Here is an 18,541-nt window from a genome sequence, read left to right on the forward strand (position 1 = left end):
CGCAGACAGATACGCGGATACGAAATATGGCCCGGATTCTCATCACCTCGGCGATCCCCTATATCAACGGGATCAAGCACCTCGGCAACCTGATCGGCTCGCAGCTGCCCGCCGATCTCTATGCGCGTTACCAGCGTGGCCGGGGCAACGAGGTCATGTTCCTGTGCGCCACGGACGAGCACGGCACCCCAGCGGAGCTGGCTGCCGCCAAGGCGGGCCAGCCGGTGGCGGAGTATTGCGCCGAGATGCACGGGGTGCAGTCCGACATCGCCCAGCGTTTTGGCCTGAGTTTCGACCATTTCGGGCGCTCTTCCAGCGTGCAGAACCATCGCCTGACCCAGCATTTCGCCGGGCGTCTGGCCGAGGCCGGGCTTATCCGTGAAGTGGTCGAGAAACAGGTCTATTCCAACGCCGATGGCCGGTTCCTGCCCGACCGCTATATCGAGGGCACCTGCCCCAATTGCGGCTACGAGCGCGCACGCGGCGATCAGTGCGAGAACTGCACCAAGCAGCTGGACCCCACCGACCTGATCGAGCCGCGCTCGGCTGTGTCGGGATCCACCGATCTGGAGGTGCGCGAGACCAAGCATCTGTACCTGTGCCAGTCGGCCATGAAAGATCAACTGGATGCCTGGATCGACAGCAAGACCGACTGGCCGGTGCTGACCACCTCGATTGCCAAGAAATGGCTGCATGACGGCGACGGGCTGCAGGACCGGGGCATCACCCGTGATCTGGACTGGGGCATTCCGGTCAAGAAGGGCGACGAGGATTGGCCGGGGATGGAGGACAAGGTCTTTTACGTCTGGTTCGATGCCCCCATCGAATATATCGCCTGCGCCAGAGAATGGGCCGATGCGAATGGCAAGTCGGATGCGGATTGGGAACGCTGGTGGCGCACCGACAAGGGCGCCGACGATGTGCGTTACGTGCAATTCATGGGCAAGGATAACGTGCCCTTCCACACCCTGTCCTTCCCGGCGACCATTCTGGGCTCCGGCGAGCCGTGGAAGCTGGTCGATCACCTGAAGTCGTTCAACTACCTGAACTATGACGGCGGCCAGTTCTCGACCAGCCAGGGCCGTGGCGTCTTCATGGATCAGGCGCTGGAGATCCTGCCCGCCGATTACTGGCGCTGGTGGCTGTTGAGCCATGCGCCCGAGAGCAGCGACAGCGAGTTCACCTGGGAGAAGTTCCAGCAATCGGTGAACAAGGACCTGGCCGATGTTCTGGGCAATTTCGTCTCTCGCATCACCAAGTTCTGCCGCTCGAAATTCGGCGAGGCGGTGCCCGAGGGCGGCGACTACGGCCCGCAGGAGCAGGCGCTGATCGAGGAGCTGACCCGCCGCGTGCGTGCTTATGAGGGCCACATGGAGGCGATGGAGGTCCGCAAATCCGCGCAGGAGTTGCGGGCGATCTGGGTGGCGGGGAACGAATACCTGCAGGCCGCCGCGCCGTGGTCGACCTTCAAGGAAGACCCCGAAAAGGCCGCGGCGCAGGTGCGCCTGGGTCTGAACCTGATCCGGCTCTATGCGGTGCTGAGCGCACCGTTCATCCCGCATAGCGCCGCCAGGATGCTTGAGGCGATGAACACCACCGACGACGGCTGGCCCGAAGATGTGGCTGCGGCGCTGAGCGCCCTGCCTGCCGGGCAAGGGTTCACGGTGCCGGATGTGCTCTTTGCCAAGATCACCGACGATCAACGCGAAGACTGGCAGGCGCGGTTTGCGGGCACCCGCGACTGACCGCGCACCGTCGAGGCATGACCGGCACCTGTGGTCGCCGGGCATAAGGCGTTTGCAAACGCCTTGGACCAAGCGGTTTGCAAACCGCTTGAAGCCGCTTGCAAGCGGCTTGCCCCGCCAACCCGCATCGGCGCGCGAGCCGGGGCCACTCGTCTACGGTGGATCGGATTTTTCGTTCTGGATCATGCACACAAGCCCCTGCCGCATCGCTTGAGCTATTTCCGGAAAACCGTCATCTTGTGCTCAACACTTATCGACTCGGCCTTTCTTGCCGGGTCGTTTTCAAAACGCATTCCGCATCAAGAATGAGGCCCCCGCCATGCCCTTTGCTCTGCTCCCCTCGACATCCGGCCCCGGCGGCCTGATCGCGCGCCATATCCGGCATGGTTTGGCCGTGTTGTGCCTGGCGGCAGCCTCCCCTGTACTGGCGCAGGAAGGGGCGGCCCCCAAGGTGTCGATCGCGGCTGCCTATACGCAGGAGATCACCGACGAGGCGATCTTTATCGGGCGCGGCGAAGCCATCGACAAGGTCGACATCGTGGCCCGGGTCAACGGCTTTCTCGAAGAGCAACTGATCGGGAACGGCGCCTCGGTGCGCGAGGGCGATCTGCTGTTCCGGATCGAGCCCGATCTCTACGAGGCCACGCTTGAGGCCCGCAAGGCCGATCTGGACCGGGCCGAGGCCAATCTGGAGCTGGCCAAGGTGGAACTGGCCCGGAAAGAGGAGCTGCTGACCCGCGACGCGGTGCCGGTGTCCGAACGTGACATCGCCCAGGCCAACGAGCTTGTCGCTGCGGCCCAGGTCAAATCCGCACATGCCGCCATCCAGCAGGCGGAACTGGATCTGAGCTATACCCAGATCACCGCGCCCTTCCCCGGGCGTTTGGGCCGGGTGACGACCAGCGAAGGCGATGTGGTCGGCCCCTCGAACCCGCCGCTGGTCACGCTGGTGCGCGAAGCACCGATCTATGTCAGCTTTTCGCTGAACGAAAAACAGTTCATCTCGATATTGGAGCAACTGGACCAGACCGCGGCGTCGCTGACGGAAAGCGACCAGAGCCCCACGGTCCGGCTGGAACTGCCCAACGGCACCGCGCTGGATGAGACCGGTGAGATCGTTTTCGTCGACAACCGCATCGACCCGCTGACCGGCGCCATCGCGATCCGGGCGCAGTTCGAGAATGCCAGCCGCCTGATCGTGGACGGCGCCTTTGTCCATGTGCGCATTCAGGCGCTGGAGCCGACGCAGCGGGTACTGGTGCCGCAGGCCGCGTTGCAGCGCGATCAACGCGGCGATTTCGTGCTGGTGGTCAATGACAAGCAGATGGTCGAGCAGCGCTACATCACCACCGGAGACAGTATCGAAAGCGCCATCATCGTGCTGGACGGGCTGCGCGAGGGCGAAAGCGTGATCGTCGAGGGGCTGCAGCGCGTGCGCCCCGGCGTTGCCGTGGATGCGGTCGTGGCGTCCGAGCAGCCGGGGGAATAACGGATGTTCTCAGCCCTTTTCATCAGCCGGCCCAAGCTGGCGCTCGTGATCTCGCTGGTGCTGACCATCATGGGCGGCATCGGTTACATGGTGCTGCCGGTGGCGCAGTTCCCGGATATCACCCCGCCGGTGGTCAGCGTCTCGGCCAACTACACCGGCGCCAATGCCGAAACGGTGGAAAATACGGTCGCCGCGCCCATCGAGGCGCAGGTGAACGGCGTGGACGACATGTTATACATGACGTCTACATCGGCCGATAACGGATCGTATTCGCTGAACATCACCTTCGAGGTTGGCACCGACCCCGATATCGCCTCGGTCAACGTGCAGAACCGGGTGGCGCAGGCCATGGCCTCGCTGCCGACCGAAGTGACTTCGTCCGGCGTGGTGACCCAGAAATCCTCGACCAACATGCTGTTGGTGGTCACCCTGACCTCGCCCAACGACACCTATGACAGCGTGTTCTTGTCGAACTATGCCTCGATCAATCTCAAGGACGCGCTGTCGCGGGTGCAGGGTGTGGGCAGGGCCGACGTGCTGACCGACCTGCAATACGCCATGCGGGTGTGGATGGACCCGGACAAGATGGCGGCGCTGTCGATTGCGCCGGGGGACGTGATCAACGCCGTGCGCGAACAGAATATCGAGGTTTCCGCAGGTTCCATCGGCGCACCGCCCGCGCCCGAGGGGCAGACCTTTCAATACACGATCAAGACCAAGGGCCGCCTGACCACCGTCGATGAGTTCGAAGATATCGTGATCCGCACCGGGGATGCGGGCTCGATCGTGCGGATCAAGGATATCGCGCGGGTCGAACTGGGGGCGCAGTTCTATTCGGCCTCGGGCTTCTTCCAGGGCGATCCGGCGACGGTTCTGGGCATCTATCAGGCCCCAGGCGCCAACGCATTGGCGGTGGCCGAGCGGGTGCGGGCCGAGCTTGATCGCTTGTCGCGGGCCTTCCCGGCGGATGTCGAATACCAGGTCCCCTTCGACACCACCGATTTCGTCGAACAGTCGCTGAACGACGTGGTCACGACATTGATGCTGACCTTCACGCTGGTGATCTCGGTCGTGTTCATCTTTCTGGGCAGTTGGCGGGCGACGATCATCCCGGCGGTGGCCATCCCGGTCTCGCTGATCGGCACCTTCGCCTTTTTGCTGGCCTTCGGCATGTCGCTCAACACCATCTCGCTGTTTGCGTTGGTGCTGGCCATCGGCATCGTGGTGGATGACGCCATCGTGGTGGTGGAGAACGTCGAACGCATCATCGCCGAAGAGGGTCTGAGCCCGCCCGAGGCCACCCGCAAAGCAATGGGTCAGATCACTGGCCCGGTGATCGCCACCACGCTGGTGCTGCTGGCGGTGTTCGTGCCGGTGACCTTCATGCCGGGCATTACCGGGCGGCTCTATTCGCAGTTCGCGGTCACCATTTCGACCGCCGTTGTGATTTCATCGATCAACGCGCTGACGCTGTCGCCTGCCCTGTGCGGGCTGGTGCTGCGGCCCCGGTCCGGGCCACCCAAGGGGCTGCTGGCCTTGTTCGAAAACCTGATCGGCACCGTGCGCGGCGGGTATCTGAGCGTCGTGCGGCGGCTGCTGCGCATTCCGGTGATCTCGCTGGCGATCATCGCCGGTCTCGCCTTGGGGGCCGGAACGATCATGTCCAAAACCTCCAAAGGTTTTATCCCGCTGGAGGACAACGGGTATCTTTTCGTCGATGTGCAACTGCCCGATGCGGCCACGCTGAACCGCACCGAGACGGTCACCGCGCGGGTCAACGAAAAGCTGTCGCAGATCCCGGGCGTGGCCAACACGGTTCTGGTCAACGGGTTCTCGCTGCTGAACGGGCTGAGTTCGAACGGGGCGATGATCATCGTCAACCTCGACAACTGGGACGACCGGCAAGAGGACGATCTGAGCGCCGATGCCATCCTGCAGAAGGTTCTGGGCGTGGCGTATGGTGAATCCGCTGCCTCGATCGTCGCCTTCAACCCGCCGCCCATTCAGGGCCTCGGCATGTCGGCCGGCGTCGAGATGGAGGTGCAGCAGACCGGTGGCGGTTCGGCGCAGGATCTGGCCGCGGCGGTTGGCTCATTCGTCTATGCGGCAAACCAGCGGCCCGAGATCGCGCAATCCTACACCACCTTCCGCGCGAACGTGCCGCAGCTGTTCGTCGATCTGGACCGGGAAAAGGCCAAGACGCTGCAGGTGTCGGTGGCCGAGATATTCCAGACCATGCAGGCGCATCTGGGGTCCTACTACGTCAACGACTTCAACCTGTTCGGGCGGGTCTATCGGGTGATGATCCAGGCCGAGGGGTCCTACCGCGACAAGGTCGACGATATCTCGAACCTCTATGTGCGCTCGACGCAAGGAGAGATGGTGCCGCTGGGCACGCTGGTCGATGTCGAGAACGTGCTGGGCCCGGTGCTGCTCAAACGGCACAACCTGTTCCGGTCGGCAACGGTGACGGCGGTGCCGGCGCCGGGGCTGTCTACAGGGGATGCGATTACGGTGATGACAGAGGAATCGGCCACCGCCCTGCCCCCCGGTTACGCCTTCGAATGGACCGGTACGGCGCAGCAACAGCTCTCATCGGGCGGGCTGGTGCAGGTGATCCTGGGGCTGGCGGTTCTGTTCGGTTATCTGTTCCTGGTGGGGCAGTATGAAAGCTGGACCATGCCGGTTTCGATCCTGCTGTCGGTCATCGTGGCGCTGTTTGGCGCGGTGGCGGCGGTGGCCGTGGTGGGCAGCGACATCAACCTTTACACGCAAATCGGGATGATCATGCTGGTGGGGCTCGCCTCGAAGAACGGCATTCTGATCGTCGAGTTCGCGATGGAGCAGCGGGCCAAGGGCCTCTCGATCCGCGAGGCGGCAGCCGAAGCGGCGCATCAGCGGTTCCGCGCGGTGATGATGACGGCGCTGTCCTTCCTGCTGGGCGTGGTGCCACTGCTGGCGGCGAGCGGCGCGGGTGCGTCGAGCCAGAAGGCCATCGGCATCGCGGTCTTTGGCGGCATGCTGGCCGCGACCGTGGTGGGCGTGATCCTTGTTCCGGTGCTCTACGCGGTGATGCAGGGGCTGCGGGAATGGGTCAAGGGTATTGGGCGCAAGACGTCTGCGCCACCTGAGGACACCACAACTCCGGCAGAGTGATCGGACCTGACTAACGAAACGTCCCATGCCGGTCATGGGGCGTTTTTCTTTGGCTGGGTTTCAGGCGGCGGCCAAGATGTCCTGCAACACCTGCTCGGACAGAGGAACCGGGTTGGCCTTCATCGAGGAAGAGGTCTGCGCGGCCTTGGCGATTGCCGCGTGATCGCCGGAGCGGACACCCATGGCAGCCAGGGCCGGCAGGCCGTTCCGGCGTGTCCAATCGGGAAAGGCACCGATGTGATCAAGGTTCAGATGCCGGGTGATCCACCCTTGCACCTGCGCGATCCGGCGGGCGGTATCCGAGCCTGCTGGAACCGCTGCTGCATTTGCCGCCAGCGCATGGGGCAGCAACGCCCCGCAGATCGCCCCGTGCGGCGCACCGGGGGCCATGCCACCAATCACCCCGGCCAACCCATGCACGGCTCCCAGTCCGGCGTTGGCCAACGCCAGACCGCCGTAGAGCGAAGTCAGCGCCATGTCGTCCCGGGCGGTTTCGTCTTCGCCCCGCATCAGCCGGTTCAGGGCCCCCAGCCCGCGCAGGATCGCGTCGCGGCAGAGCACATCGGTGAGCGGGTTGGTCCGGTTACAAAGATAAGGCTCGATCACCTGCGTGACCGCATCCAGCCCCGAGGCGAGCGTGAGCGCGCGCGGGGCGTTGTCGGTCAGCGCGGGATCGACCAGCGCCACATCGGGCATCATTCGCGCATCGCGCAGGCTGACCTTGCGCCGGTGTTCCGGCACACCGATCACCGCGTTGCGGGTGACCTCGGCCCCGGTTCCAGCGGTGGTCGGGACCGCGATGAAGGGGAGCGGGTCGGCAGTGAGAGGTAGGCCCTGCCCCACGACCTCAAGATGGTCCAGCACGTCACCGGTTGCAGGCAGCAGGGCCGCCAGCGCCTTGCCCAGGTCGATCACCGAGCCACCGCCCAGGGACAATACGCAATCGGGCCGAGCCGGGCGCGCCTCGGCCAGTGCCGCGGTCAGCATGTCCAGATCGGGTTCGCACGGGCAGGCGATGCGGGTGACTTCCACGTCATGATCCGCGCAATCCCGCAAGGTCCGATCAACGCCCCGGCCCGAGGCGCCATGCACCAGCAGCACCCGCTTGCCAAAGCCCGAGGCGATCTCGACCATCTTATCGGACACGCCCCGGCCAAACTGGATCTGCCTGGCAGTGGCAAAGGTAAAAGGCGTCGCCGGGTCGGGCATCAGACCTGTGTTGTCGCGGAGACCGCGCGTTTCCAGCGGGCGTATTTCTCGGCGCGCAGGCTGTCCTCCATCCCCGGATCAAAGCGCCGCTCCAGCGCCCACTCGCGGGCGAAGCCGTCCATGTCGGGATAGATACCGGCCTTCATGCCCGCCAGCCACGCCGCCCCCAGCGCCGTGGTCTCCAGCACCTTGGGCCGGTCCACCGGTGCGCCCAGAATGTCCGACAGGAACTGCATCGCCCAATCGGACGCGCTCATGCCGCCATCGACGCGCAGCACCTGCTGTGCCTCGCCCGCGCCCCAGTCGGCCTGCATCGCCTCAAGCAGATCGCGGGTTTGGTAGCCCACGCTTTCCAGTGCGGCACGGGCGAATTCCTCAGGTCCCGAATTGCGGGTCAGCCCATAGACCGCGCCCCGGCATTCGGCGTTCCAATAGGGCGCGCCAAGCCCGACAAAGGCGGGCACCAGCACCAGGTTCTGTGTCTCGTCGGCAGCTTGCGCCATGGGTTGCGTCTCGCGCGCCTCGCGGATGATCTTGAGCCCGTCGCGCAGCCATTGCACCACGGCGCCGGCGATGAAGATCGAGCCCTCGAGCGCATACGTGGGTTTGCCGTCCAACTGATAGGCGATGGTGGTCAGCAGCTTGTTCTGCGACCGTACCGGCGTGTCGCCAGTGTTGAGCAGCGCGAAGCACCCCGTTCCATAGGTCGATTTGAGCATGCCGGGCGCGAAACAGGCCTGCCCTACCGTGGCGGCCTGCTGGTCGCCCGCCACCCCGAGGATCGGGATCTCGCGCCCGAACAGGTCAGGTCGCGTGGAGCCAAAATCGGATGCGCAATCGCGTACCTCGGGCAGCATCGATACAGGGATGTTCAGCAGGCCGCAGATGGTGGTGCTCCACCGTCCCTTGCGGATGTCATAGAGCAGCGTGCGGGCGGCGTTGGTGGCGTCGGTCGCGTGCACCTTGCCGCCGGTCAGCTTCCAGATCAGGAAGCTGTCGACGGTGCCAAAGAGCAGCTCACCCGCCTCGGCGCGTTCGCGGGCGCCATCCACATTGTCCAACAGCCAGGCAAGCTTGGTGCCCGAGAAATAGGGATCGAGCAGCAGGCCCGTCCGGTCGGTGACCATGCCCTCATGCCCCGCCTCGCGCAGGCTGCGGCACATCTCGGCGGTGCGGCGGTCCTGCCAGACGATGGCGTTGTGGATCGGTTTGCCGGTGGCACGGTCCCAGACCAGCGTCGTTTCGCGCTGGTTGGTGATGCCGATGGCGGCGATGTCCCCAGTCGCAAGCCCGGCCCGCTCGATCGCTTCTCGGCAGGTCCCGGCGGTGGTCGACCACAGGTCGGCAGGGTCATGCTCGACCCAGCCCGAGGCGGGGAAATGCTGGGTGAATTCCTCTTGCGCGACCGCAACAACCGACATCTTCGCATCGAAGATGATCGCGCGGGACGAGGTGGTTCCCTGATCGATGGCAAGAATATGGGTCATCTTCGTCTTTCCCTCTCTACTCTGCCGCAGCAGATGTGCCGTTCTTGCGCCGCGCCGCCATCCAGGCGTCCAGCGCGGCGATCTGTTCCGGGTTCAGCCGCAGCCCCAGCTTGTTGCGCCGCCAGACCACATCCTCGGCTGTGCGGGCGTATTCGCGATCCATCAGCCACGCGATCTCGGGCGCAGTCAGAGTGGCGCCGAAATCCTCGCCCAGATCGCTTGCGGCCTTGGCGTCGCCCAGAACCTGCGCCGCTTCGCTGCCATAGGCGCGCACCAGCCGCCGGGCCCAGAACTCGGTGAGATAGGGGTGATCGGCCCGCAGGCGCGCGATCAGGTCTTCGACTCCATCCACCGGAAAGTCTCCACCGGGCAGCGGCACACCTGCGGTCCAGCGTCCGGACAGGCCGGGGAAATATTCGGCGATCTTGTCCATCGCGCTTTCGGCCAGCCTCCGATAGGTGGTGATCTTGCCGCCGAAGACGTTGAGCACCGGCGCCCCGCCGCCATTATCCACCTTGAGCGTATAGTCCCGCGTCGCCGCCGTAGCGCTGCTGGCGCCATCGTCATAGAGCGGGCGCACGCCGGAATAGGTCCAGACGATATCATCGCGCGTGACCGGCTGGCGGAAATACTTCGACGCGAAGGCGCAGAGATAGTCCTGCTCGGCCTCGGTGCAGGCCGGCGGCTGCGACGGGTCGGGATGGTCCTGATCGGTGGTGCCGATCAGGGTGAAATCGGTCTCGTAGGGAATGGCAAAGATGATGCGGCCATCCTCGCCCTGGAAGAAATAGCATTTGTCGTGATCGAACAGCTTGCGCGTCACGATATGGCTGCCGCGGACCAGCCGCACCCCTTCGCGCGAGTTGATGCGGATGCGGCTTTGGATGATGTCGCCGACCCATGGCCCCCCGGCATTCACCAGCATCCGCGCGCGCACGGTGCGGGTTTCATCGCGGTCGATGTCGCGGATCGTGACCTCCCACAGATCGCCTGCACGCTCGGCCGAGATCACCTCGGTCCGGACCAGGATTTCCGCCCCGCGCGCCTCGGCGTCGCGCGCATTCAGCACGACCAGCCGCGAATCCTCGATCCAGCAGTCGGAATACTCATAGGCGCGGCGGAATCTCTCGTGCAGCGGCCGGCCCTCCGGCTCGGTTTGCAGATCCAGCGAGCGGGTGCCCGGCAGGATCTTTCGCCCGCCCAGATTGTCATAGAGGAACAGGCCGAGGCGGATCAGCCAGGCCGGACGGCGCCCGCGCATCCACGGCATCACCCGGCTCAGGAGCCGCGAGGTGGGCGTTTCGGCGTCGAACCGCATGTCGCGGTGGTAGGGCAGCACGAAACGCATCGGCCAACTGATATGCGGCATGGCGCGCAGCAGGGTTTCACGCTCGATCAGCGCCTCGCGCACCAGACGGACCTCGAAATATTCCAGATAGCGCAGCCCGCCGTGAAACAGCTTGGTCGAGGCCGAGGACGTGGCCGAGGCCAGGTCGTTCATCTCGGCCAGCGTGACCGACAGACCCCGCCCCGTCGCATCGCGCGCGATGCCGCAGCCGTTGATCCCCCCGCCAATGATGAAGAGGTCGCAGACCTCCGTTTCCCGGCTATGCGCCACCACCCGACTCTCCTGTTGTGAAGATGGGCACATTAATGCGATTTACCTTCGGTAGGTCAACTTTCTTTTTCGATTATGTTCGTTTTCTTGCCAGATTGCTACGTATAGCGCTAAAACGCAAATTCCGCCCCGCATGGCGAACCCGCCCCCTGAGGCATGTGGGTCACGCCGCGAAACCTGCATCACGTCTTTCCCGCATAGTCGGTTTTTCCTCGGTCGTGCTTCATTTTTCTCGCTTGCGCGATCCGCGAAAGATTTTGCATGAGACCTGAAAAACATCGAAAGTGAGCGAACCAGAAACTTGGGGGCATGTATGTCACTCTCATTCCGCCAGTCGGACATCCTCGAAATCGCCCGGGTCGAGGGCCGGGTGACGGTCGAGGATCTGGCCGAGCGCTTTGGCGTCACGGTCCAGACCATCCGCCGCGACCTGACCGAACTGTCCGAGGCGGGCAGGCTCGACCGGGTGCATGGCGGGGCGGTGCTGCATTCGGGCGTGTCAAATATCGGCTACGAGGACCGGCGCGGCCTGAACGAAGAGGCCAAAGTCAGGATCGCCCGCAAATGCGCCGCCGACATCCCGGACGGTGCCTCGCTTTTCCTCAATATCGGCACCTCGACCGAGGCGGTGGCGCGTGAGCTGTTGTCTCACAAGAACCTGATGGTGGTGACCAACAACATGAACGTGGCGAATATTCTGGTCTCGAACCCCGAGTGCCAGATCGTGGTGGCGGGTGGCGTACTGCGCCGTTCGGATGGCGGGCTGATCGGCAATCTGACCGTGTCGATGATCGAGCGGTTCAAGTTCGATTACGCCATCATCGGCTGCTCGGCGCTGGATCTGGACGGCGATCTTCTGGATTTCGACTTTCAGGAGGTCAATGTCAGCCAGACGATCATCGGCCGGGCCCGGCAGACCTTTCTGGTAGCCGATCACTCCAAATTCCAGCGCACGGCACCGGCGCGGATCGCGTCGCTGTCCAGTGTCGATGCGTTCTATACCGACCTGCCGCTGCCCGCCGATCTGGCGCAGCGCTGTGCGGACTGGGGCACGCGGGTCGAGTTGGGCTGAGCACGGATCTTGGCGCCCGGCGGTCAGACCCGCCCCTTGCGGGTCGACAGCAGCAGGTTGGTTTCCGACCGCGTCACCCCGTCCATGCGGCGTATGTCGAACAGCACCCCGTCCAGCTCCTCCAGCGTTTCGGTGCCGATCTCGGCGATCAGGTCCCAGGTCCCATTGGTCGAGTGAACTGCCCGCACCTGCGGCATGGCCGAGATGCGAGACCTGATCCGCTCGGTCCCGCGCCCCTCGATCCCCAGCATCATCAGGCCGCGCACCGGGCTCTGCGCCACGTCGCGGCGGGTCACGACGGTAAAGCCCACGATCTCGCCCTCGCGCTTGAGGCGCTGCAAGCGCGTGCGCACGGTTGTACGCGTCACCCCCAGGTGCTCGGCCAGTTCCGACAGCGAGGCCCGCGCGTCGCGATGCAGCGCCGCCAGAAGGCGGGCATCCAGATCGTCCATTTTGTCATTCCGTTTCGGTCATCCAAGTTCCTTTTTGAGCAATTTGATCTCTTCCCGCAAGAGGGATGGACACGCAAAATAGCGGCATGGAAAAGCGTGATATTCTTCTTGTCGGAGCCCCGATGGACGCGGGCAAGCGGCGTCAGGGCTGCCGGATGGGGCCCGATGCCTACCGTGTGGCGGGGATCGAGCAGGCTCTGGCGGATCTGGGCCACCCGATCCGCGATCTGGGCGATGTCAGCCCCGATCCGGTCGATATACCGGACCATGACCACCTGTTTGCCCTGCCCGAATGCGTGGGCTGGACACAAGCCCTGATGCGCAGCGCGCAGGAGGCCGCGACGCAGAGCGTGCCGATCTTCATGGGCGGCGATCACGCCCTGTCGATGGGCACCGTCGCGGGAATGGCCGCCCATGCGCAGGATGTGGGCCGCCCGCTCTTTGTCCTGTGGCTCGACGCGCATAGCGATTTTCACACCCCCGACAGCACCGGCAGCGGCAATCTGCACGGCACGCCGGTGGCGTATTTCACCGGTCAGGCCGGATTCGAGGCCTTCCCTGCCCTGCCCGCGCCGGTGCCGACCCAGCAGGTGGGCATGATCGGGCTACGCTCGGTCGATCCGCATGAGCGCGCCGCACTTGAGAAGGACAACGCCATGCTTGCGGATATGCGCAGCATCGACGAGCATGGCATCAAGGCGCCGCTGATGGCGTTTCTTGACCGCGTGCGCGCCGCGGGCGGCATGTTGCACGTGTCGCTGGATGTGGATTTCCTGGAACCCGCCATCGCGCCCGCCGTGGGCACCACCGTTCCGGGCGGTGCCACCGAGCGCGAGGCGCATCTGGTCATGGAACTGCTGCACGAAAGCGGGCTGGTCTGTTCGCTGGATCTGGTGGAGCTGAACCCGTTCCTCGACGAGCGTGGACGTACCGCGAAACTGATGGTCGATCTGGCCGCCTCGCTGATGGGGCGCCGTATCTTCGACCGCCCGACACGGAGCTTCTGATGCTGTCCCTGCAAGCCCCTTCCGCAGTGGTGATGATCCGACCGCACGCCTTTGCCTCGAACCCCGAGACCCGCGATGACAACGCGTTTCAGACGCTGGCCAACCGCTCTGCCGAAGCAACCTCGGCCGCCGCGCGGGATGAGCATGACCGTGCCGTGGAGCAACTGTGCGAGGCTGGCGTGACCGTGCATGTCTTTGACGATCATGGCGAGCGCGACACCCCCGACAGCGTGTTTCCCAACAACTGGTTCTCGACCCATCCGGGCGGGCATGTGGCGATCTATCCGATGTTTGTCCCGTCGCGGCGGCGCGAGCGGCGCGCGGACGTGATCGAGATGCTGAAACAGGACTACCGCGTTCAGGACGTGATCGACTATTCCGGGTTGGAGCAGGACGATCTGGCGCTGGAGGGCACCGGGGCCATGGTGCTCGATCACGTGGGTCGCATCGCCTATACGGTCAAATCCCACCGCGCCGATCCGGTGCTGCTGGAACGCTTCTGCACCCATTTCAACTATGAACCCATCGCGTTCGAGGCGCGTGACGCGCAGGGTCGCGACGTCTATCACACCAACGTTTTGATGGGGATCGGCACGCAGTATGCGATGATCTGTCTGGACATGATCACCGAGCCCGAGCGGCGCGACACGGTCCGCACCCGGCTGGAAGAGACCGGACGTACCGTCATCGACCTGAGCTATGACCAGATCGCGGAATTTGCCGGAAATGCCATCGAACTGACCGGGCGCGACGGGCTGGTTCTGGCGCTTTCATCCCGCGCGCTGGCCGCGCTGACGCCCGAGCAGATCGCCATCATCGAGGCCAGTGCCACGCCGCTGCCACTCTCGGTTCCCACCATCGAAACTGCCGGCGGATCGGTCCGCTGCATGATCGCCGGCATCCACCTTGCCCGCCGATAGGAGTACGTGATGCAACCTTCTGACAAGGCCCTCGTGCCCTTCGTATCCGTCGACAACATGATGCGCCTGATCCACCACGTGGGGGTCGAGCGGATGATGACCGAGATCTCCGACCAGATCGAGGCCGATTTCAAGCGCTGGGAGAGTTTCGACAAGACGCCCCGCGTGCCCGCCCATTCGCCGCATGGGGTGATCGAGCTGATGCCCACCTCGGATGGCGAGGCTTACGGGTTTAAGTATGTGAACGGCCACCCCAAGAACACCTCCGAGGGATTGCAGACCGTGACCGCCTTCGGCCTGCTGGCCGATGTCTATACCGGCTATCCGACCCTGCTGACCGAGATGACGATGCTGACGGCGCTGCGCACGGCAGCGACCTCGGCCCTGGTCGGCAAGTATCTGGCGCCCAAGGGCTCGACCACCATGGCGATGATCGGCAATGGCGCGCAGTCCGAGTTCCAGTGTCTTGCCTTCAAGGCACTTTGCGGCATCGACACGGTGCGGCTTTATGACACCGACCCGGCGGCGACCGCGAAATGCGCGGCCAATCTGGCGGGCAAGGGGCTGACTGTGGTGCCCTGCAAGACGGCGGAAGACGCCATCGAGGGCGCGCAGATCATCACCACCTGCACCGCCGACAAGAAATACGCCACCATCCTGACCGACAACATGGTCGGCCCCGGCGTGCACATCAACGCCATTGGCGGCGACTGCCCCGGCAAGACCGAACTGCACCGGGACATCCTGCTGCGGTCCGAGATCTTCGTGGAATATCCCGAACAAACCCGGGTCGAGGGCGAGATCCAGGCGCTGGACCCCGATCATGCAGTCACCGAGATGTGGCAGGTGATGACCGGCCAGGCCGAGGGCCGCCGCGATGAGAGGCAGATCACCCTCTTTGACAGCGTAGGCTTCGCGATCGAGGATTTCTCGGCCCTGCGCTATGTGAAATCAGCCATCGAGGGTACCGAATTCTTCGAGCCGCTCGACATGCTGGCAGACCCGGACGACCCGCGCGATCTGTTTGGCATGCTGATGCGGGCGGGTTAGAGCGCCACTCATTCAAGCGAAGACGCCGGGCAAGGTGATCTTGCCCGGCGTCTCTTTTCTTTTGGCATGCCCGCGTTTCGCTTTGGTCCTATTGGAGCCCTCATTGGCGCTTGAACAGGGCATTCATCTTTTTGGGGGCATACGTTCTTGCAGTTTTGGCGTCGCGCGATGTTGCAAGCGAAAAAAGTCAGTCGAGGTTTCCAAGAAACTCGATGACAACCTCCTCCCAAAGACTGGGCACATACATCGCCCAGTGCCCGTCGAGATAACCCGGAAGCTTGACCACATGGAGTTGGCTATCAGCACCAAGGGCTTCCATTTCGGCGAGGTTCGATTTGGAGTGTTCGACGCTATAGTACGTGTCTCCCTCGCCATAGATCGAAAGAACGGGGCCGCCAAAAGCTCCAATCCTTCTGAACAGGGCCGGATTGATCTCGGGATCGCCCCTTCTTTCGCTCACCCAACCTCCGACAAAGTTGATCACGCCGACGAAATTCTGCGGGTCATGTCCAGCCTGCATGATCGCGACGACACCCCCACGTGAGATTCCGCCAAGCAAGGTTTTACCGCCGTCAACATCTGGACGCTGTCTCAGCGCCGATAACGCGGCATTGGCATCCGCCAGTGCCCTGTCGGCTCCCGGGAGAGCAAGCTCGGCCTTTGGTGAATACCCTTGTGATCGGTCTTCAGCGAAACCTTCGTCGTAAAGGCCATCTGACCGGCCACGGCCGCGCCGTTGCGGAGAGGCAACGAGCCAACCGTTCGCGTTCAATACGTCGGCAAGCCAGTCATAGGTCCAAATCCACTTGAATTCCCTTGGATATTTGCCTGATCCAGTTGATCCGTGATGGATGATCGCGAGCGGAAACGGGCCCTCTCCCTTAGGGCGATAGACGACAACGGCAAGCCGTATGCCGCGACCGTCTTCAACCAAATCCGTTTCCAGGAACTCAAGGTCGCCTACTGAAAACCAGCTTTCGTCAGGAGAAGCCAACAGCGCCGAAAGCTCTTGGCGCTCCAGGATCGCGAAGTGCTTGTTGTTGGGATAGAAACCTCGCATGCGACCAGTAGCCGAGATCAAATAGCGCGCGGGAAAGTGGTCATCTGCCAGAACCAGCGAGTCGTCTTCGATCCTCGCCTTGCTCCTGAACCATCGACCCCGACCATTTTCGTCCGTGCCGACCGCATAGACGACATCCGCGACCCCCTCATCGTCAACGCGTTCAACAACAAGAATATGGTTCCGTCGGTTATCCCACTGCCCGGCCCAGACCCCCGAAAACGCCCATTCCTCCGGAGCCGACATTACCGCATCTGCGGGCAATGGAACATCGCCTACGAGAACCGAGTCCTGCGCACTGGACGTGCCGGCGAGCACGATCAAGACCGCTGGGATTCGAACCAAGTGGGCAACTATTTTCAGCATGGAGTTTTGTCCCACGTTGTCGCGTCAGTATCGGTTATCCAAGTAAGTAGAACGTCACTTCGGCATCGGATTTAGGTTCATGGTACTAAAATCCGTAAAGCGCGGGAATGGTGGCGATGTCCGGAGAGTAGATCGACCCGACTTGCAGACATTTCCTTCTCCTTTGCGCTCAGGTTGGATGTGCGGACTATCCCTCACTGCCGCAATGGTGATTTCCGGTGCAATCTATGTTAGCCTAGCGCCTATTGTTTGTTCACTTTTGTAACTGGACTCATCCATGCAGGACCTTCTTGAAACGCTGCGCTCAGCCTCGCGTGACGGTGCCGATCCATTTGTTGTCGAGCTTGTCTTTCCCGAAAACACCTCTCCTGCCGATATCTCTGACCGGATCGAACAGGCGCTGCCCGGCGCGGCGGCCCAGGTCGAGAGCGCTTTTGGCGAGGAGCAGGATCAGTTCTTTTTCGCGGAATTCAGCGGCACCAATGTCGCCGGGCTAGAGGCCACGGCTTTTGAATTTGCCCGCCGTCTGCGCGCCGCTCTGGATGCGATTGAGGCCAACCCGGTATTGCCCGAAAGCCTCTATGGCGCGGTTGCGGTGGGCGCCGTCACCACCGAGGCCGGTCTTTTCAACTGCTCCACCCCGCGCACCAATATCCGGCCCTTCGGCTGGGTGCATAAGGTGATCCGCACTCCGCAGGCGTGGCAGCGCAGCCGGGGCGCGGGCTCGACCGTGGCGGTGATCGACACCGGTTACTCCTCGCATGGCGAGTTGCAGGGGGCGCTGGATCTGACCCATCAGCTCAACCTGGTCGAGGGGGGCACCGATGCCTCGGACCGGTTCAGCGACGGGCCGCTGCGCAATCCCGGCCATGGCACGCTGGTCACCTCGGTCATCGCCTCGCGCGGCAGTGCCGACATGAACGGAAATACTGGTCAGCCCGGAGCGGTGACCGGTTCGGCGCCCGAGGCCAAGGTGATGCCGATCCGCGCGATCAAGTCGGTGATCAATCTGGACCAACGCACCCTGCCCCATGCGATCGCCCATGCCATCAACAATGGCGCCGATGTGATCACGATGGCGCAAGGCGGACCCGGACGCGTCGCCTCGACAGAGCGGGCCTTGCGTCAGGCCGTGCAGCGCGGGCTGGTCGTGGTGTGTGCGGCGGGAAACTGCTGGCCCAATGTGGTGTTCCCGGCGGCTTATGCGGCCAACGGGTTGTGCACGGCTTTGGCCGCCGTGACCAAGAGCCTGCGGCCCTGGGCGCGGTCCGGGCGGGGCCCTGAGGTGACGCTGTCGGCGCCCGGAGAGAACGTCTGGGGTGCTGCCAAGCGCAAGCCAGATGATCATGATTGGGGGATCAAGGCGTCGCAGGGCACCACGCTGGCAACCTCGCTCACTGCCGGGGTTGCCGCGCTGTGGGTGGCACGTCACGGCGGGCGGACGGCTCTGCGGCACAAGGCTGCCGCTGCGGGTACCACGGTGCAGGCAATGTGGATCGCCAGCGTGACCCATGGGCTGAGCAAGCCGCCCGTCTGGGGAGGTGCCAATGATCTGGGCGCGGGCGTGCTGGATGCCAAATCCACTCTGGACGCGCCTTTGCCGCAATCGCTGACCGGGCATGAGGCCGTGGCCGAATCCGATCTCGGCCCTGCAGGGATCGAAAGCAGCGCCAATATCCTACTCACTCATCTGGCCAACCACGCCCCGGCAGCGGCAGCGGAGTTTTCCTCGGATCTGGCCGATTACGCATCCGAGCTGCTGTGGCTCAGCCACCGCACGGGCGCCCGCGCGCGTGCTGCCGAGACCTTGGGTGTCGAGGCTGCATTGGTCCCGGACGCCACCAGCCACGGGCTGGGTGCCATCCTGGCCGACAAGCCCGCGCTCAGGGCTGCTGTCGGCGCGGACTAGG

General features: G+C 63.8%; 13 protein-coding genes. 8 read left to right on the plus strand and 5 right to left on the minus strand.

Features of this window, described 5'->3' with window-relative positions:
* Positions 1–26: 26 nt before the first annotated feature.
* From metG to GOX53_RS05935, 3 genes are all read left to right on the plus strand, one after another.
* Positions 27–1,745, plus strand: coding sequence for a methionine--tRNA ligase (metG, locus tag GOX53_RS05925; protein WP_171174370.1), 1,719 nt, complete (start codon positions 27–29; stop codon positions 1,743–1,745).
* 319 nt (positions 1,746–2,064) lie between these two features.
* Positions 2,065–3,234, plus strand: coding sequence for an efflux RND transporter periplasmic adaptor subunit (locus tag GOX53_RS05930; protein WP_171174372.1), 1,170 nt, complete (start codon positions 2,065–2,067; stop codon positions 3,232–3,234).
* Between the two features lie 3 nt (positions 3,235–3,237).
* Complete coding sequence (locus GOX53_RS05935; protein WP_171174374.1) at positions 3,238–6,390, plus strand: efflux RND transporter permease subunit; 3,153 nt, start codon at positions 3,238–3,240, stop codon at positions 6,388–6,390.
* 60 nt (positions 6,391–6,450) lie between these two features.
* Here GOX53_RS05935 and GOX53_RS05940 read toward each other — a convergent pair whose 3' ends face one another.
* From GOX53_RS05940 to glpD, 3 genes are read right to left on the minus strand one after another with little or no spacing between them, the layout of a single operon-like run.
* A complete protein-coding gene (locus GOX53_RS05940) occupies positions 6,451–7,599 on the minus strand; it encodes an iron-containing alcohol dehydrogenase (protein ID WP_171174375.1) in 1,149 nt (382 codons plus the stop codon).
* Positions 7,599–9,086 carry a glycerol kinase GlpK gene (glpK, locus tag GOX53_RS05945; RefSeq protein ID WP_171174377.1) on the minus strand — a complete coding sequence of 496 codons (1,488 nt, stop codon included), beginning with the start codon at positions 9,084–9,086 and terminating at the stop codon, positions 7,599–7,601. Before glpK ends, GOX53_RS05940 begins: the two co-directional genes overlap by 1 nt.
* Positions 9,087–9,102: 16 nt before the next feature.
* Complete coding sequence (gene glpD / locus GOX53_RS05950) at positions 9,103–10,737, minus strand: glycerol-3-phosphate dehydrogenase (protein ID WP_171174379.1); 1,635 nt, start codon at positions 10,735–10,737, stop codon at positions 9,103–9,105.
* Positions 10,738–11,017: 280 nt separating this feature from the next.
* Between glpD and GOX53_RS05955 the strand changes: the two genes are divergently transcribed.
* Positions 11,018–11,776, plus strand: coding sequence for a DeoR/GlpR family DNA-binding transcription regulator (locus tag GOX53_RS05955; RefSeq protein WP_171174381.1), 759 nt, complete (start codon positions 11,018–11,020; stop codon positions 11,774–11,776).
* Between the two features lie 23 nt (positions 11,777–11,799).
* Here GOX53_RS05955 and GOX53_RS05960 read toward each other — a convergent pair whose 3' ends face one another.
* On the minus strand, positions 11,800–12,228 hold the full coding sequence (locus tag GOX53_RS05960) for an Lrp/AsnC family transcriptional regulator (protein WP_171174383.1): 429 nt from the start codon (positions 12,226–12,228) through the stop codon (positions 11,800–11,802).
* Positions 12,229–12,314: 86 nt separating this feature from the next.
* Between GOX53_RS05960 and rocF the strand changes: the two genes are divergently transcribed.
* The 3 genes from rocF to GOX53_RS05975 are packed head-to-tail and all read left to right on the plus strand — an operon-like array spanning position 12,315 to position 15,205.
* A complete protein-coding gene (gene rocF / locus GOX53_RS05965) occupies positions 12,315–13,235 on the plus strand; it encodes an arginase (RefSeq protein ID WP_171174838.1) in 921 nt (306 codons plus the stop codon).
* Positions 13,235–14,155, plus strand: a complete 921-nt coding sequence (ctlX, locus tag GOX53_RS05970; RefSeq protein ID WP_171174385.1) for a citrulline utilization hydrolase CtlX — start codon at positions 13,235–13,237, stop codon at positions 14,153–14,155. Before rocF ends, ctlX begins: the two co-directional genes overlap by 1 nt.
* 6 nt (positions 14,156–14,161) lie before the next feature.
* Positions 14,162–15,205 carry an ornithine cyclodeaminase gene (locus tag GOX53_RS05975; RefSeq protein WP_171174386.1) on the plus strand — a complete coding sequence of 348 codons (1,044 nt, stop codon included), beginning with the start codon at positions 14,162–14,164 and terminating at the stop codon, positions 15,203–15,205.
* 187 nt (positions 15,206–15,392) lie between these two features.
* Here GOX53_RS05975 and GOX53_RS05980 read toward each other — a convergent pair whose 3' ends face one another.
* Positions 15,393–16,631: a S9 family peptidase gene (locus GOX53_RS05980; protein WP_171174388.1), complete on the minus strand. Its 1,239-nt coding sequence runs from the start codon at positions 16,629–16,631 to the stop codon at positions 15,393–15,395.
* 277 nt (positions 16,632–16,908) lie between these two features.
* Here GOX53_RS05980 and GOX53_RS05985 point away from each other — a divergent pair, with 277 nt between their 5' ends.
* The gene (locus tag GOX53_RS05985) at positions 16,909–18,540 is read left to right on the plus strand and encodes a S8 family serine peptidase (RefSeq protein WP_171174390.1); all 1,632 of its coding nucleotides are present in this window, start codon (positions 16,909–16,911) and stop codon (positions 18,538–18,540) included.
* Position 18,541: the final 1 nt, after the last annotated feature.

Source organism: Ruegeria sp. HKCCD8929 (genome assembly GCF_013031405.1).
Taxonomy (GTDB): Bacteria; Pseudomonadota; Alphaproteobacteria; order Rhodobacterales; family Rhodobacteraceae; genus Ruegeria.